Genomic DNA, 15,451 nt, shown 5'->3' with positions numbered 1-15,451 from the left:
TTAATTCTTCTCCTTAATCTTTAATCGTTACAGCATCCCCAAAGAGATCTTTAGCCTTATTCACTATTTCAGAATTTTCTTTAGATTCTTTATTTTCAATCTGTTGCTTTTTCTTAGCAAGCAGTTCTTCCTTGTGACTTTCGACAAATTCTTTTCTCACAGCAAGCCAATCATCATCTGGGACTAACACAATTCCATATGAATGCTTAGCAAATTTCTCAATCAAATCTGTCAACTTATCCAGTAAGTCACCATCTGAAGCATTTTCAAACCATAAAGTATACTTACACTTCATTACAACCTGGTCTGGACTAGCAGCCACAGGTTCAAGAACATCTAATAATGCTTTCTCTGAAACTTCTAACACAGATTGTAAATCTGGCCATACATTCTTAATAGCGGTCAGATCTTCTTTGGTTGCATTTTCAAGAACATGATAAACCTGTTTTCGATTTTCTGCTGTAGTTTTTTTGATTTTTCTTGGTGATTTTTTAACTTCCTTAACAATTGTCTTTTTGGTAATTTTAGGAGACGTCTTTGGTACAGCCGTATCCAAATGGAACACTTGATCCTTAGCCAGCATTGGCTTATTGGACAGCTTACTAATTTGTTGCGTTAAGTCTACTACCTGTTTTTTTAATGCAGCTAGTTCTGCTTGCATATTAGTATTAACTTTAGCTGGAGCAGCTTGAACCGGAGCAGCTGTCGATGATGCTACTTGCTCTTCTTGCTTGCTGCCAGCTTCTACTAAAAATACTTCAAGCGGAATTTGTTGCTGATTAGTGTAACGCAGATCATTCAGTGCTTTATTTGCTAAAGTAATCAGACGATAGAATATATTTGTAGGTATATCCTTAATTTTTTGTACAAAATCTTCAGATAAAAACGTACTCTGGTTGTCGTCTCCCGCCTTGATCAACATCAAACTCTTAGTTGCCATCTCAATCAATTCATCCAAAATGTTTTTAGAACTAGCCCCTTGCGCTAATTCAGTTTGAGCTAATTTTAAAGCTGATTCTGGATTCTGCTCCAGCAATGCTAACAATATTTTTTCAATATTTTCCTTTGCAGCAAAGCCTGTAATTTCCAAAGCGTCTTGATAATTGACGCTTTCTTTCTCATAGCTAAGCAGCTGATCCAAGATACTAAGCGCATCCCGCATCCCACCATCTGCTACTTGTGCAATGACAGCTAGAGCTTTATCTTCATATTTGATATTCTCCTGATCAAGAATATATTTCATTCTCTTCTCAAGATCATCTTTTGAAATGCGTTTAAAGTTATAGCGTTGCGTTCTTGAAATAATAGTAGCTGGAACCTTCTGTAATTCGGTTGTCGCCAAAATAAACACAACGTGTTCTGGTGGTTCTTCTAGTGTCTTAAGCAATGCATTAAAAGCACCCATTGATAGCATATGAACTTCGTCGATAATGTAGACTTTATATTTTCCTTCTGTTGGAGCATATTTTACCTTATCGCGAATCTCACGAATTTCATCTACACCATTGTTAGAAGCCGCATCAATTTCCATAATATCAGGCATTGAACCTTTATCTGCAGCTATACAATTAGCACATTCATTACAAGGTTCGCCATCTTGAAGATTAGTACAGTTTAACGCTTTAGCAAAAATTTTAGCACAGGAGGTTTTACCTGTACCGCGAGGTCCCGCAAATAAAAATGCATGGGATACTTTGCCTCTTTTAATCGCATTTTTAAGAGTATCAGTAATTGACTCTTGGCCAATCACACTATCAAAAGTCCGTGGTCGCCATTTACGATATAGCGCTTGATAAGCCATAAATTCTCTTCCCTAGTAAAAAAACTCCTAACTCTTTAAAAGAGTTAAGAGTTTGTAATTGTCTAATAAAAGGCACATGCCTGAACAACCTTAGTGCTGCTACCTTCCGGTCCTGACACGATTCAGAGGTCAAACATTGCCCACAAAGTATCATAACGTATTTCGCAATTTTTTTCTAGTTTCTAGCCTAAAAATTTAATTATTTTCTGCTTTTTTAGCTAATTTTTCGGCCTTTTGTTTTTCTCGAATTGCACGAAAGAAATCCTTCAGCATTTGAGCACATTGATCACGATATAAACCACGGATACTATGTGGATGGTGATTAAACTTTTCCACTTCAAACAAATCCACAACTGATCCACAAGCTCCAGCTTTTGGATCAAGTGCACCAAAGTAGACATCCTTAATTCGCGAGTTAATAATTGCACCAGCACACATTGGACAAGGCTCCAGCGTGACAAATAAACTGCAATCGATTAAACGCCACATACCCAAATTATGACATGCTTCTTTGATAGCAATCATTTCAGCATGTTGAGTAGCATCTTCGTCTAATTCCCGCCTATTATAGCCTGTGCCTATTACTTTTCCTTCGGGATCAACTACTACTGCTCCGATAGGAACCTCTCCTTGCTTCTCAGCCTCTTTAGCTTGATCTATGGCTAATTCCATATATTTCTTTTTATTAGCGCTAGACAGCATTATTATCCCTCTTAACGGACTTCAAAATATAGTATCCCTTATCTCTAGTAAGAATCTCACAATTTCCATAGGTAGCAGTCATCAACTTACGTGCACTAGGTTCGCCTTGCTTTTTCTGAATAACTACTAAAAGTACGCTCTGATCAACCAAATGATCGCTCGCACCGGTAATGATGTCACTGACAACTTTTTTACCGGCTCTAATTGGCGGATTGGTTAAAACTAAGCCGTACTTCTTATCCACCTGTGCATAACAATCAGAGGAATAAATATTTACGTTTGAAATGTGATTTACTTGTGCATTCTGTTTAGCCAAATTCAAACCACGCTCATTAACATCAACCATGTCGACAGTTTGACTAGGCCAAAACTTTGCAGCAAATAATCCAATAGGACCATATCCTGTTCCCACATCTAAAATATTTTCTTGTGGAAAAGTCACTTCTTTCATGGCTTTGATCAAAACGCCAGAGCCGTAATCCACGCGCATTTTTGAGAAAACACCAGCGTCAGTGGTAAATTTCAAATCAATGTTATCCACATGATAATCAATCACATGTTCATCATGCGCAGTCGTTGGATCTGTCGCAAAATACATTTGATTTTTATCTGTACTCATCCTATTTTTCCTTTCTTTTTTCTAGCAAATCTTTAAATTTTTCTACTTCATTTTCATCTCGTCTCTTTTTTAAAGATTGAATTTCTGCTTGCATTTGCTTATTTTGATCAGCTAAATCTTTGTTTTGTTTCTCAAGATCATCAAGCTTTTTTAGTACTAATTCAATATCGTCATGCGTATGTAGTGTATTTGCACCATTAGTTTTACGCATTAAGTAAGAAGTAATTGATGAGGTAAGCATTCCGACTATACCAATTCCTAACAGCATAATAATTAGTGTAACAAATTTACCCACAATGCTATGAGGAGGAATAGTTTTTCCAAATATTGCATCATATCCTACCGTTGATGCCGTCGATAAAGCCCACCAAAATGCAGTATCTAATGACACATGCTCGGTAATTGCAAACGCCTCAGCACCAACTAATAAGAAGGTAATAGTAAAAAAGACAACATACAGCAAACCGTTAGTATGAAAAATTATTTTTAATTTTCCCATTAGGCCTGCAAGACGAATCAATCTTAACAATCTTAAATCAGAAACTAAACCTGATAAATTAAAAATATTTAACCCCACAAATAATAATCCTATTGGAATAATAGATAATAAATCATAAATGTGGGTTTTAAAATACAGCTTTTTATCATCCGCTTCATAGAAGCGATAAAAATAATCTATTGCAAAAAATAAAACAATAGCACAGTTTATCCAAAACCATTTACTGGTTGGCTGATTTATACTGATGACAGCAGCAAAATCTAAAATAATTAAAAAAATAGAAATGATAGACAAAATTGCCATTACCCATTGATAGGGAGTTAATTTTTTATCTAAACCAATCATCATAAAATTTATTATACAAAAAAATAAGCTCTTCGCACATAGCAAAGAGCTTATTCTTAATGCCCAGTTGGGCTGTAACTATTTAAGGGTTACAGTTGCGCCAACTTCTTCAAGCTTAGCCTTGATGTCGTTAGCTTCGTCTTCTGAAACGCCTTCCTTAACGTTCTTAGGAGCACCATCAACAAGGTCCTTTGAGTCCTTAAGGCCAAGACCAGTAATGTCACGAACTGCCTTAATAACCTTAACCTTTTCTTGACCAGCTTCAGTCAATTCAACGTCGAATTCTGACTTAGCAGCACCTGCGTCTGCAGCACCTGCAGCAGCAACTGGAGCAGCAGCAGTAACGTCAAATTCGTCTTCAATAGCCTTTACAAGGTCGTTCAATTCAAGAATTGAAGCACCCTTTAATTCTTCAATAATCTTATCAGTATCTAAAGCCATTTAAGTATCCTCCGAAAAATTAGAATTTAGATATTAAATATAATTTCTTTATTATTCAGCTGAGTCTTCATCCTTAGATTCAGCAACAGCCTTAACAGCATAAGCGAAGTCGCGGATAGGAGCTTGCAATACAGAAACAAGCATTGAAAGCAAACCTTCGCGACCTGGGATTGAAGCAAGTTCTTTGATTTCATCCTTAGAAGTCAACTTGCCTTCAAGCATACCACCCTTGATTTCGATAACGTCGAAATCATCTTCGTACTTAGAAACGATACGTGCAGGTTCGGTAATGTCATCAGCGTTATCAGTGTAGATAACAGCAGTTGGGCCTACGAAAGTATCATCAAGACCTTCAATACCAGCCTTAGCAGCAGCACGTCTCAAGTAGGTGTTCTTGATAACCTTCATCTTAACGTCGTTATCACGAAGTTCCTTACGCATGTTAGTAACTTCTTCAACAGTTAAACCAAGGTAGTTGATTACCAAGATAGCCTTAGCAGCTTTAAGTTCTTCAGCAAATGCATCAACGAGCTTTTCCTTTTCAGCAATAGCAGCTTTACTCAAATTATTTCACCTCCATGATTACATTGATAAATTCTATAAGGCCTTTTTAAAGCAAAAACTCCATGCCGAAAGACATGGAGCATAAAAATCTTCATTATCTTCTGGCCTCGGCGGGATTTTGAGGCGTCATGCCACCCGAGTCTTAGGTAGAATTTACAGTTATTTAGTATAGCAGGCAAAAGTCGAAATAACAAGTAGTAAATTAAAAATAAGTCAAAAAAAATAAGATCAACTGCAGTTAATCTTATCTTTTACTTTATAAATTAGTGAAATACACCAACAATAATTGGCAAAAGCCAAATCCAGAAAATACAACTTACTGCAAAGAAGACAGTTGAAACAGCAACGGAGCTGGCACCCTCTTTAACATAAATAAAGTAAAATAATAACGTAAATAATTAAAAAAAGAGAAAAGCTGTGCTTTCCTCTTTCAATTTATATGGTTTTAGTCTCACTTGGATTCGTTAATTCTTCTAGTTCACCAGTAGTTTTGTAAACAACCCAGCTAGCTAAATTAACTATGTGATCTCCAATTCGCTCTAACAATCTAGTTACAACAAAATAACTAGATGATGCCACTGCTCTAGATGGATCATCTTCAATACCATCAACAATTAACTTTCGTGCTCTAACATAATCATGGTCAATTACGCCATCACGACTGGCAACTTCTCGCGCCATCTTTTCATCATCTTGTACGTAAGCCGTCAAAATTTGAATAAGCATGTGACGAACATTGTGAGTCATATTTGAAATGATCTCTTCAACTTCAGGAATTCTTGGATTACCCTTTACACGAATTGTTTCAAGAGCAATACTCATGGCATTTTCACCGATTCTTTCCAAATCAGTTGTTGCCTTCAAAATACTAATAACTACTCTGAAGTCAGTAGCTACTGGTTGTTGTAAGGCCATTAATTTCAAGGCCTTTTTTTGAATATCGATTGATTCAGTAGGAATCTTTTCTTCATTATCAACCATAGATTGGGCAGTTTGTTTATCATGATCAACAAATGCGCGAGTGGCTTGATCGATTTGATCATTTACAAAAACACCCATTTCCATAAATTGCGTGTTTAATTTCTTTAATTCATCTAAAAATATTTCGTGCATCTTTAATACCTCAAAATTTTAACCAAAACGACCGTTAAGGTAATCACTTGTAATTTGCTTTTTAGGTGCAATAAACATTTCTTCAGTTGGACCGGCCTCGATCAAGTCGCCGTTCATTAAGAAGGCAGTCTGATCGGAGATTCGCCCAGCTTGCTGCAGGTTATGCGTCACCATGATGAAAGTATACTGGCGTTTTAATTCCATCAACGTTTCTTCAATCTCGCTACTTGAAATTGGATCCAAAGCACTAGTTGGTTCATCTAGCAAAACCACTTTCGGTCTAACCGCTAAGGCACGTGCAATACAGATTCTCTGCTGCTGACCACCGGAAAAGGCTTGCGCATTACGCTTCAAATTATCCTTGGTTTCTTTCCAAATAGCAGCCTGCTTGAGACTTTCTTCAACCCGTTGATCGATTAATTCTTTATCCTTTACACCGGCAATTTTAAGACCATAGGCCACATTATCATAAACAGAAAATGGGAATGGTGCTGGCTGCTGGAAGACCATGCCCACTTCTTTACGAAGGGCTACTAGATCCATTTTAGAACCATAAATGTCTTGTCCCTCGAACTTGATATCACCGGTAATTTTAATATTTTCAATATCATCGTTCATCCGGTTCAAGCAACGTAAAAACGTTGATTTACCACAGCCTGAAGGTCCAATCAAGGCAGTCAATTCTTTTTCTTGAAAGTTAAGATTGATGCCATGCAATGCCTCATAGTCACCGTAACTCAGATGTACATCTTTTGCTGAAATTATTGTTGTCATTTTAACCAAAACTTCCCTGAATATAATCTTCAGTAATCTTACCTTTAGGATTTGTAAAAATATCCGCAGTGGAATTATATTCAATTACATGCCCTAAATGGAAGAATGCAGTATAATCACTAATTCTTGATGCCTGCTGCATATTGTGAGTTACCATAATCATTGTATATTTACTTCTAAGCTGCTTTAAAGTATCTTCTAGCTTTGAAGTGGAAACAGGATCTAGTGCACTAGCTGGCTCATCTAAAAGCAATACTTCAGGTTTAACAGCCAAAGCTCTTGCAATACATAAACGTTGCTGTTGTCCACCAGATAAAGCCAAGGCACTTTTATCCAATTTATCCTTTACTTCATCCCACAAAGCAGCAGCACGCAAGCTTTCTTCTACAATTTTGTCGAGCTCATTTTTATTAGTTTGTCCATCAGCCTTTAGTGCATAGACGATGTTTTCTCTAATTGACTTAGGGAATGGATTAGGACGTTGAAAAACCATCCCAATATTTTTCCTTAATTCATAAACATTAATGTTAGGCTTATTCACATCTAAGCCATGAAACCAAATTTCGCCATTAACCGTTGCTACTCGATCATTCATTCGATTAAGTGATCGTAAAAAAGTAGATTTTCCAGAGCCTGAAGCTCCAATTAAGGCCGTAATAGTATTCTTCTTAAACTGTAAACTAGCATCAAAAAGCTTTTGTACTTTTCCACCATACAAAACACTTAGATCCTTTGTAGAAAGCTCTAAATCATCCTTGGCAAAAGTTTTAACGTAGCTTTGTTTTAATTCTTGTTGCATCATATCACCTTTATTTAGCTGCGGTTAGCTTGCGGTACAATTTATTACCCAAATAACGTGCACCTAAATTAAACACAATTACCACAATTACCAGCAAAGCAGATGTAGCCGCAGAAACAATAGTTGCATCTGGAATAATCCCCTCTGTATTAACCTTCCAAATATGAACTGCAAGAGTTTCTGCTGGACGCATTACATTTAATGGGCTTGTCGGACTAAATGGATTCCAATCTGCATAATTAATGGTTGACCCACTCTGACCTGCAGTATAAATTAATGCAGCTGCTTCACCAAAAATTCGTCCTGCACTTAAAATGATACCGGTCAAAATACCAGGAAGCGCTGCAGGCAAAACAATACCACGAATGGTTTTCCAATTAGATAATCCTAATGCTAAACCAGCTTCACGTTGATCTTGTGGCACACCTTTAATCGCTTCTTCAATGTTACTGGTCAAAATAGGCAAATTAAAAAATGTAAGAGCCAAAGCACCAGAAATGATTGAAAAGCCTAAGCCAAATTGAACTACAAAAAGCAAATAGCCAAATAACCCAACTACGATTGAAGGCAAAGAACTCAAAATTTGGATAGTCGTACGAATCAAATTGGTAATCCAATTATCTTTAGCATATTCTGCCAAATAAATTGCAGCACCTAGCGCAATTGGCAATGAAATAATAGTAGTTAAGACCAATAGATATAATGAATTAAATAATTGATCTCGCACCCCTCCACCAGCTTGATAAGATGAAGCCTCTGAGGATAAGAAATGCCATGATAAATGAGGAACACCAGTAATTAAAATATTACCTAAAATACCAGCCAGAATTAATACAACGATTCCAACTAAGATGTAGATAACAGCGGTTGCTAATTTATCTTTCTTTTTTGCATCCATCTTTATTTCTGGCCTCTCTTTCCAATTAACTTAACTAGGAAGTTAAATACTAATGACATAATCAAAAGCAATAATGCTAATGACCATAATGCATTGTTAGGCAATGTCCCCATAACGGTATTTCCCATTTGACTGGTCAATTGACTAGTCAAAGTTGCGGATGGACTAACCAAATTGTATGGCATAAGAACTGCATTACCAATAACCATCTGTACGGCTAATGCTTCACCAAATGCTCTAGCCATACCAAAAATTACCGCTGTCAAAATTCTAGGAGTTGCTACACGCAAGACAACATGGTAAATAGTTTGCCAATGAGTTGCACCTAATGCCATTGATGCTTTTCTGAAATGACTAGGTACGGCTTTTAGACTATCTACAGTTAAAGAAGTAATAGTTGGTAAAACCATGACGAATAAAACTAAAGTAGCTGCTAAAATACCAAAACCTGTTCCACCAAATAATGTTCTGATTACAGGAATAATGATCGTTAATCCTAAGAAACCATAAACAACTGATGGAATACCAACCAATAATTCTGTTACTGATTGTAAAAATGAAGCACCTTTTTTAGAGGAGTATTCTGTCATGTAGAGCGCAATGGCTACCGCAAATGGTGTAGCTACAAGAGCTGCTAAAAGCGTTACCGCAAACGAGGTAACGATCATTACTGCGGCACCGACGTGATTCTTTCCTTCACCAGGATCCCAATCAGTTGAGGTCAAGAAATGAAAGACATTTACATGATTATCAATAAAAGTTGCGAGGCCGTGATAACCTACAAAGCCAATAATGGATACAACTAATACTATAATTAATCCAATAGCAAAATAAGTTAATCCTTTACCCCAATACTCTTGATAAGTTTCTTTAGAAGGCTTAGTTAATTTCTCAATATCAACGCTACTCGGCCCCATCTTTTTTAATTTAACGTGTGGGACCTGCTGATCAGCAATAGCTTGATCAACTACCTCTTTTAATTTATCTTTATCATTCATAAATTATTTTCCTACTTTGATAACTCGATTATCACTATCTCGAGTTACTTTCATATCATCAATACTCAAATAACCGATTTTAGGTACAAGATCATGTTGTACCTTTTTACCTAACATATACTTAATAAATGCATTTGTCTTCTTGTCTGGTTTGCCTTTAGTATACATATGCTGATAAGCCCATAATTGCCACTTATTAGTAGTAATGTTCTTATTAGTTGGCTTAACACCATCGATACTAAGTTTTTGAATATTGTCACCATTAGCATATGGGAAAGATATGTAGCTAATTGTTCCAGGCGTCGTATCAACGATTTTTTTAACCGCACCATTTGAATCCTGCTCTTGAGACTTAATAGCTTTTTGCTTATGTAAAACAATGTCTTCAAAAGAGTCTCTGGTACCACTGCCTTTAGACCGATTAACGACAATAATTGGAACGTTCTTTCCACCAAGTTGTTTCCAATTAGTTAGCTTACCGGTAAAAATTTGTCGTAGTTGTTTCATAGAGACATTCTTAACACCGACGCCTTTATTTATAATTGGTACAATACCAACAACTGCGACTTTATAGTCTTTAAGCTTCTTTGCATCGATTCCCTTTTTAGTCTCTGCAAAAACATCAGAGGTTCCAATCTGAACAGCACCAGCTTGTACTTGGCTCAATCCAGTGCCTGATCCACCACCTTGAACAACAATGTTGCTGCTTGGATGGGTCAACCGATAATCATTACCAGCTTGCTCTGCTAGAAGCTGTAATGCACTAGAACCAACAATTGTAATTTTAGAATTATCTTTAGCACATCCAGTTACACAGGCTAACATCAACAACACTAAAATTAATATTTTTCCAATAGAATGTTTTTTCATTAACACTTTCCTTAAGTAAATAGAATACGATTTCATATAGACAATTAATGATACCATGTAAAAAAATGTTAGGTCAATCACGTCTAGCGCTTACCCAGCTCTAATTAAGTTAAGTTTTTCTTAAGCACAAAAAAAGTCTCGCATGTGCGAGACCTTTTATTAATCAGTTTTTAAATTAGTCCAAGTTTAATGGATCAAGCTTGATACCAGGGCCAAAAGTAGCTGAAACAGCAACACTCTTGATGTATTGACCCTTAGCTGAAGCAGGACGTGCACGTAAAATTACATCACGTAAAGCGTCAAAGTTTTCAACTAATTGATCTTCAGTGAATGAAACCTTACCAATTGGAGTATGAATAGCTGCTTGACGGTCAACACGGTATTCTACTTGACCTGCCTTAACGTTCTTAACAGCCTTTTCGATGTCCATAGTTACAGTACCAGTCTTAGGGTTTGGCATTAAGCCCTTAGGTCCAAGGATACGACCCAAACGACCTACCTTAGCCATCATCATTGGGGTTGCAACTACAACGTCAAAGTCCAACCAACCGTCTTGGATCTTTTGTACTAAATCATCTGAACCAACAAAGTCAGCACCTGCAGCCTTAGCTTGATCAGCTTGTGGACCTTCAGCAAATACTACAACGGTTTGAGTCTTACCAGTACCATTTGGCAAAACAAGTGAACCACGAATTTGTTGATCTGCTTGCTTAGGATCTACGCTTAAGTTGTAAGCTACATCAATTGTAGCGTCGAAGTTAGCGTATGAAGTTTCCTTAACAAGTTTCATAGCTTCTGCTACTGAGTATAATTTATTTGAGTCTACCTTCTTGGCAGCATCTAAATATTTCTTACCATGCTTTGGCATGTGATTTCCTCCTTGTATATGTGGTCAAACGAGCTTCTCTAACTCTCCCACCTAAAGTGTTAACTAAATAAAATTAACAGGATTAGTCTTCGACTTCGATACCCATACTTCTAGCGGTACCTTCAACCATGCGCATAGCAGCTTCAATATCAGCAGCGTTAAGGTCTTTCATCTTAGTCTCAGCAATTTCCTTGACTTGATCCTTGGTTACCTTACCAACCTTCTTGGTGTTAGGTTCACCTGAAGCCTTCTTGATCTTAGCAGCTTGCTTTAAAAGCACTGGTGCTGGTGGAGTCTTAGTAATGAATTCGAATGAACGATCTTCATATACTGTAATAACTACAGGGATAATCATGCCCTTTTGGTCAGCAGTTCTAGCATTGAAGTCCTTAGTAAAACCAACAATGTTAATACCAGCTTGACCCAAAGCAGGACCAACTGGAGGAGCTGGGGTAGCAGCACCAGCTGGGATTTGTAACTTAACTACGTTAATAACTTTCTTTGCCACGGTCAAAACCTCCTTGATTCCGTGATGCGGTTAAAATGGAGAATTTTCCTTTTTTCTCCTCCCACAATAATAAACGTACCGTATTAGAATAACATCGTTTAGCTGCAATTACAACTAAAATTTATAGTTATTCGTTTACATCTAGCTTTTTAACTTGATCGTAATCAAGTTCAGCAGTAGTAGCACGACCAAACATATCAACTGAAACATATAACTTGTATTTATCAGGTTGAATATCAGTAATCTTACCTACCATGCCATTAAATGCACCTTCAATAATAGTTACTGATTCACCAATTTCAAAGTTTTCAGTTGGCTTCTTAGCAGGTTGGCCTTGATTTCTAAGAAGACGTTCTATTTCTTCAGGAAGAAGTGGTGAAGGTTTTGAACCACCACCATGTGAACCAACAAAGCCAGTTACGTTAGGGGTATTTCTAACGATAAACCAACTTTCGTCGGTCATAACCATTTCGACTAAAACATAACCTGGGAAAATCTTTTCTTCAATTTCTTGTTTCTTACCGCGAACAGTTTCAACTTTTTCTTCTTCGGGAACCATTACACGAAAGATATAATCTTGCATCCCCATGCTTTGAGCACGAGAAAGTAAATCTGACTTAACCTTGTCTTCGTAGCCAGAATAAGTATGTAAAACGTACCATTGCTTTTTTGCAGTTTCGACCATAATTCTTCTCCTTGTTTTCGGGTAAACAAAAAAACCTCCCACAGAGGTTTTTCTTAGCTGTCATTATTATAACATGAACCAATAATAATTTCTATTCTGATTACATATGTTGAGTTAACCAGCTAAAGAGCCAGTCAAGTGCACCCAAATATGCAGCAAACAAAATTGAACTTGTAATAACAGTCATAGTATCATGTCTATTTTGTTTTGCAGTTGGCCAAGTAACCAATTTCATTTCATGGGCAACGCTCTTAAAGAACTTAATCATTAACCTTTTTACCTCGTTTCCTTGTGTAAAGTCATCTTACCGCAATGCTTGCAGAACTTCTTCAGTTCAAGTCGCTGAGTGCGATTTTTACTTGCGGTGATTGAGTAGTTGCGTGACCCACATACGCTGCAGGCTAAAGCTGCTTTTTTCACTGCCATAATCTCACTTCCAAACTTTTATATAAAAACACATACTTATTCAGTATTTTATACTGTCAAATGCAATTACGTCAATATTCTAAATTAGAATTACCAATAACTAAAACCTATCCTAATCCATAGCAACTTAATATTTCAAATAGTTCTATCACTTATCTATAATAAGTTTAACGAGTTTTTAGAAAGGACTACTTTAAATGAACAAACATCCAGAATATTTATTAAATAAAATCTCTGGTCCACAAGACTTAAAGAAATTATCTATCGCTCAAATGCAACAATTGGCACAAGAAATTAGAACCTTAATCTTAGAAAAAGACGCTGCTGAAGGTGGGCACTTAGGACCTGATCTCGGAATTGTCGAAGCTACTATTGCTTATCATTATGTTTTCGATGCTCCAAAAGACAAGATTGTATGGGATGTATCTCACCAAACCTACCCACACAAGATGTTAACCGGCCGTGCTCTTGCTTGGCTTGACCCTGATCATTATGAAGATGTTACTCCATACAGCAATCCTGACGAAAGTCCATACGATTACTACGCCGTTGGCCACACCTCTACTTCAATTGGACTTGCAACTGGAATGGCAAAGGCTAGAGACCTAATGGGTAATCACGAAAACATCATGGCCTTAATTGGTGATGGTTCAATGACTGGTGGTCTTGCTTATGAAGGCTTAAACAATGCCGCAATTGAAAAACATAATTTAGTTGTGGTAGTTAATGATAACCAAATGTCCATCGATGAAAACGTTGGTGGTTTAGTCACTGCTTTAAAGAAGTTACGTGATTCAAATGGTGAAACTAAGGAAAATCCATTTACTGCAATGGGTTTCGACTATCGCTATGTTGCCGATGGTAATGATATTAAATCAATGATTGAAGCCTTTAAAGCAGTCAAAGATGTTGATCACCCTATTCTTTTGCATATCAATACTTTAAAAGGTAAAGGCTACAAACCAGCAATTGATGAAGAAGAGGCTCACCACTGGGTAATGCCATTCGATTTAAAGACTGATAAGCCATTAGCACCTGCTAGTGAGGCACCAACTGCTAATTCAGTTGCTTTAGATGTTGTTAGTGAAGAAATCGAAAAAGGCACTAACTTAATGGCAATCAACGCTGCTATTCCTGGTGTCTTTGGCTTAGATAAAATTAAGAACAAATATCCAGACCACTACACAGATGTTGGTATTGCTGAACAAGAATCTGTTGCTTTTGCAGCTGGTGCTGCTAAGGAAGGCGCAGTTCCAGTTTTATTTGAAAATTCCACTTTCTTGCAACGTGCATTTGACCAATTATCACATGATGTCGCAGCTAATGATTTACCAGTAGTCATGATGGTTGCTGGCGGCGGAATCTCAGGCACCAGTAAAACTCACCTTGGTATTTTTGACCAAGTAATGATTTCTAACTTGCCTAACTGGATTTACTTAGCTCCTACTAATTTAGCTGAAGAAAAAGCCATGATGACGTGGGCGATCAAGCAAAGAAAACACCCTGTGGCTATTAAGATGCCAACTAAGGCTGTCCCTGAAAATGGTGACGCTCAAGAAGATTACAGTAAAATCACCTACCAAATTAAGCCAGGTAAAGACGTTGCTGTCTTAGCTTTGGGCGACATGTATGCAATACTTGGTGAAAAAGTAGCGCAAGAACTTAACGCGACCTTAGTTAACCCAGTTTCAGCTAATATTTTAGACAAAGACGCTCTAGATAAATTAGCTAAAGAAAATAAAGTCATCGTCACTATTGAAGACAATACTTTAGATGGTGGTTTTGGTGAGAAGGTAGCTTCCTACTTAGGCGACAAAGATGTCAAAGTTTTGAACTATGGTCAAAAGAGAGTTTACACTGATCAAACGCCATTAAAGGATATTTTAAAGGAGAACCGAATGACAGTTGACCAAATTGTTGAAGATATCAAAAATGCTTAGAAATTAATAATTATATCTAAAAAAATCTTCGGGTGATTTATCCGAAGATTTTTTCATGGCAAAATAAGTCGAGTAGTTTTTCAATTAATCCTGCATAATACAAGCTGTAAGGAGGTAAAAATTTTGGAACAAATTGAATCAGTTCAACAGATGCAAGAATTTATTCAAAATCATTTGTCTGAGCAGATCACACTTACTGCATTATCAAAGGTTTCATTATATTAACCTTGGTATTCCTATCGTCTATTCGTAAGCTATCTCAACATGACGCCAGCACAATATATCAGACGGGTGCGTTTATCACAAGCTGCGTTAAAATTGCGAGATTATCAAGATCGCATTACTGACATTGCATTAGAAAGTGGCTTTAAGAGTGTAGATGGTTTTCAGCGAGCTTTCTACCGCGAATTTAAATGCAATCCTAGTGAATAGGCTGCACATCCTGTTCCAATTTATCTATTTAATCCTTATGGCGTTAAATACAAACCTAATAGATATAGAAAGGAGTCTGCTATGAAAAATGTAAGCAAATGTATGACTATGTTCTATTTTCATACATTTTGGACTATTCGTGCTTTCCATTTCTCTTACCAACGTCTAC

General features: G+C 36.9%; 18 protein-coding genes, 1 other RNA gene, 2 pseudogenes and 1 other annotated feature. Of the genes and pseudogenes, 2 read left to right on the top strand and 19 right to left on the bottom strand.

Annotation, left to right across the window (positions count from 1 at the left end):
- Positions 1 to 13: 13 nt before the first annotated feature.
- The 19 genes and pseudogenes from dnaX to rpmG form a co-directional block, all read right to left on the bottom strand.
- The gene (gene dnaX, locus CP357_RS04935; RefSeq protein ID WP_098036691.1) at positions 14 to 1,801 is read right to left on the bottom strand and encodes a DNA polymerase III subunit gamma/tau; all 1,788 of its coding nucleotides are present in this window, start codon (positions 1,799 to 1,801) and stop codon (positions 14 to 16) included.
- Between the two features lie 53 nt (positions 1,802 to 1,854).
- An RNA gene (ffs, locus tag CP357_RS04930) (signal recognition particle sRNA small type) lies at positions 1,855 to 1,954 on the bottom strand.
- Positions 1,955 to 1,996: 42 nt separating this feature from the next.
- Positions 1,997 to 2,503: a tRNA adenosine(34) deaminase TadA gene (gene tadA, locus CP357_RS04925; protein ID WP_025005218.1), complete on the bottom strand. Its 507-nt coding sequence runs from the start codon at positions 2,501 to 2,503 to the stop codon at positions 1,997 to 1,999.
- Positions 2,493 to 3,122 (bottom strand): class I SAM-dependent methyltransferase, encoded by a 630-nt coding sequence (locus tag CP357_RS04920; protein ID WP_098036690.1) that lies wholly within the window; start codon positions 3,120 to 3,122, stop codon positions 2,493 to 2,495. Before CP357_RS04920 ends, tadA begins: the two co-directional genes overlap by 11 nt.
- A gap of 1 nt (position 3,123) precedes the next feature.
- The gene (locus CP357_RS04915) at positions 3,124 to 3,969 is read right to left on the bottom strand and encodes an ion transporter (RefSeq protein ID WP_098036689.1); all 846 of its coding nucleotides are present in this window, start codon (positions 3,967 to 3,969) and stop codon (positions 3,124 to 3,126) included.
- Between the two features lie 75 nt (positions 3,970 to 4,044).
- Positions 4,045 to 4,407 carry a 50S ribosomal protein L7/L12 gene (gene rplL / locus CP357_RS04910; RefSeq protein WP_003625909.1) on the bottom strand — a complete coding sequence of 121 codons (363 nt, stop codon included), beginning with the start codon at positions 4,405 to 4,407 and terminating at the stop codon, positions 4,045 to 4,047.
- 51 nt (positions 4,408 to 4,458) lie between these two features.
- Entirely contained in the window at positions 4,459 to 4,971 is a 513-nt protein-coding gene (gene rplJ / locus CP357_RS04905; RefSeq protein ID WP_087175982.1) for a 50S ribosomal protein L10, read from the bottom strand.
- Positions 4,972 to 5,014: 43 nt separating this feature from the next.
- Positions 5,015 to 5,136: a sequence feature (ribosomal protein L10 leader region), on the bottom strand.
- Positions 5,137 to 5,234: 98 nt separating this feature from the next.
- Positions 5,235 to 5,351, bottom strand: a pseudogene (locus CP357_RS10510) (permease); the annotation flags it as partial.
- A 55-nt stretch (positions 5,352 to 5,406) separates the two neighbouring features.
- Positions 5,407 to 6,084, bottom strand: a complete 678-nt coding sequence (phoU, locus tag CP357_RS04895) for a phosphate signaling complex protein PhoU (RefSeq protein ID WP_098036688.1) — start codon at positions 6,082 to 6,084, stop codon at positions 5,407 to 5,409.
- An 18-nt stretch (positions 6,085 to 6,102) separates the two neighbouring features.
- Entirely contained in the window at positions 6,103 to 6,858 is a 756-nt protein-coding gene (gene pstB, locus CP357_RS04890) for a phosphate ABC transporter ATP-binding protein PstB (RefSeq protein ID WP_098036687.1), read from the bottom strand.
- 1 nt (position 6,859) lies between these two features.
- Positions 6,860 to 7,657, bottom strand: coding sequence for a phosphate ABC transporter ATP-binding protein PstB (gene pstB, locus CP357_RS04885; RefSeq protein WP_087235489.1), 798 nt, complete (start codon positions 7,655 to 7,657; stop codon positions 6,860 to 6,862).
- A gap of 10 nt (positions 7,658 to 7,667) precedes the next feature.
- The gene (gene pstA, locus CP357_RS04880; RefSeq protein WP_025005223.1) at positions 7,668 to 8,555 is read right to left on the bottom strand and encodes a phosphate ABC transporter permease PstA; all 888 of its coding nucleotides are present in this window, start codon (positions 8,553 to 8,555) and stop codon (positions 7,668 to 7,670) included.
- Between the two features lie 2 nt (positions 8,556 to 8,557).
- Positions 8,558 to 9,553: a phosphate ABC transporter permease subunit PstC gene (gene pstC / locus CP357_RS04875; RefSeq protein WP_098036686.1), complete on the bottom strand. Its 996-nt coding sequence runs from the start codon at positions 9,551 to 9,553 to the stop codon at positions 8,558 to 8,560.
- A gap of 3 nt (positions 9,554 to 9,556) precedes the next feature.
- Positions 9,557 to 10,423 (bottom strand): phosphate ABC transporter substrate-binding protein, encoded by an 867-nt coding sequence (locus tag CP357_RS04870; protein ID WP_087235490.1) that lies wholly within the window; start codon positions 10,421 to 10,423, stop codon positions 9,557 to 9,559.
- Between the two features lie 175 nt (positions 10,424 to 10,598).
- Complete coding sequence (gene rplA / locus CP357_RS04865) at positions 10,599 to 11,291, bottom strand: 50S ribosomal protein L1 (protein WP_056945458.1); 693 nt, start codon at positions 11,289 to 11,291, stop codon at positions 10,599 to 10,601.
- A gap of 82 nt (positions 11,292 to 11,373) precedes the next feature.
- Complete coding sequence (gene rplK / locus CP357_RS04860; RefSeq protein ID WP_013853556.1) at positions 11,374 to 11,799, bottom strand: 50S ribosomal protein L11; 426 nt, start codon at positions 11,797 to 11,799, stop codon at positions 11,374 to 11,376.
- 127 nt (positions 11,800 to 11,926) lie between these two features.
- Positions 11,927 to 12,484: a transcription termination/antitermination protein NusG gene (gene nusG, locus CP357_RS04855; RefSeq protein ID WP_087175979.1), complete on the bottom strand. Its 558-nt coding sequence runs from the start codon at positions 12,482 to 12,484 to the stop codon at positions 11,927 to 11,929.
- A 100-nt stretch (positions 12,485 to 12,584) separates the two neighbouring features.
- Positions 12,585 to 12,752, bottom strand: a complete 168-nt coding sequence (gene secE, locus CP357_RS04850) for a preprotein translocase subunit SecE (protein ID WP_087175978.1) — start codon at positions 12,750 to 12,752, stop codon at positions 12,585 to 12,587.
- An 8-nt stretch (positions 12,753 to 12,760) separates the two neighbouring features.
- Entirely contained in the window at positions 12,761 to 12,910 is a 150-nt protein-coding gene (gene rpmG / locus CP357_RS04845; RefSeq protein ID WP_003549092.1) for a 50S ribosomal protein L33, read from the bottom strand.
- A gap of 197 nt (positions 12,911 to 13,107) precedes the next feature.
- Here rpmG and CP357_RS04840 point away from each other — a divergent pair, with 197 nt between their 5' ends.
- Positions 13,108 to 14,850: a 1-deoxy-D-xylulose-5-phosphate synthase gene (locus tag CP357_RS04840; protein ID WP_098036685.1), complete on the top strand. Its 1,743-nt coding sequence runs from the start codon at positions 13,108 to 13,110 to the stop codon at positions 14,848 to 14,850.
- A 240-nt stretch (positions 14,851 to 15,090) separates the two neighbouring features.
- Positions 15,091 to 15,282 (top strand): annotated as a pseudogene (locus CP357_RS10505) (helix-turn-helix transcriptional regulator); the annotation flags it as partial.
- Between the last annotated feature and the right edge of the window lie 169 nt (positions 15,283 to 15,451).

The organism is Lactobacillus sp. UMNPBX6 (assembly GCF_002553975.1).
In the GTDB taxonomy this organism is placed as follows: Bacteria; Bacillota; Bacilli; order Lactobacillales; family Lactobacillaceae; genus Lactobacillus; species Lactobacillus gallinarum.
Note: the sequence above shows the minus strand (reverse complement) of the source record. Positions and strands in the feature narration are given on the sequence as shown.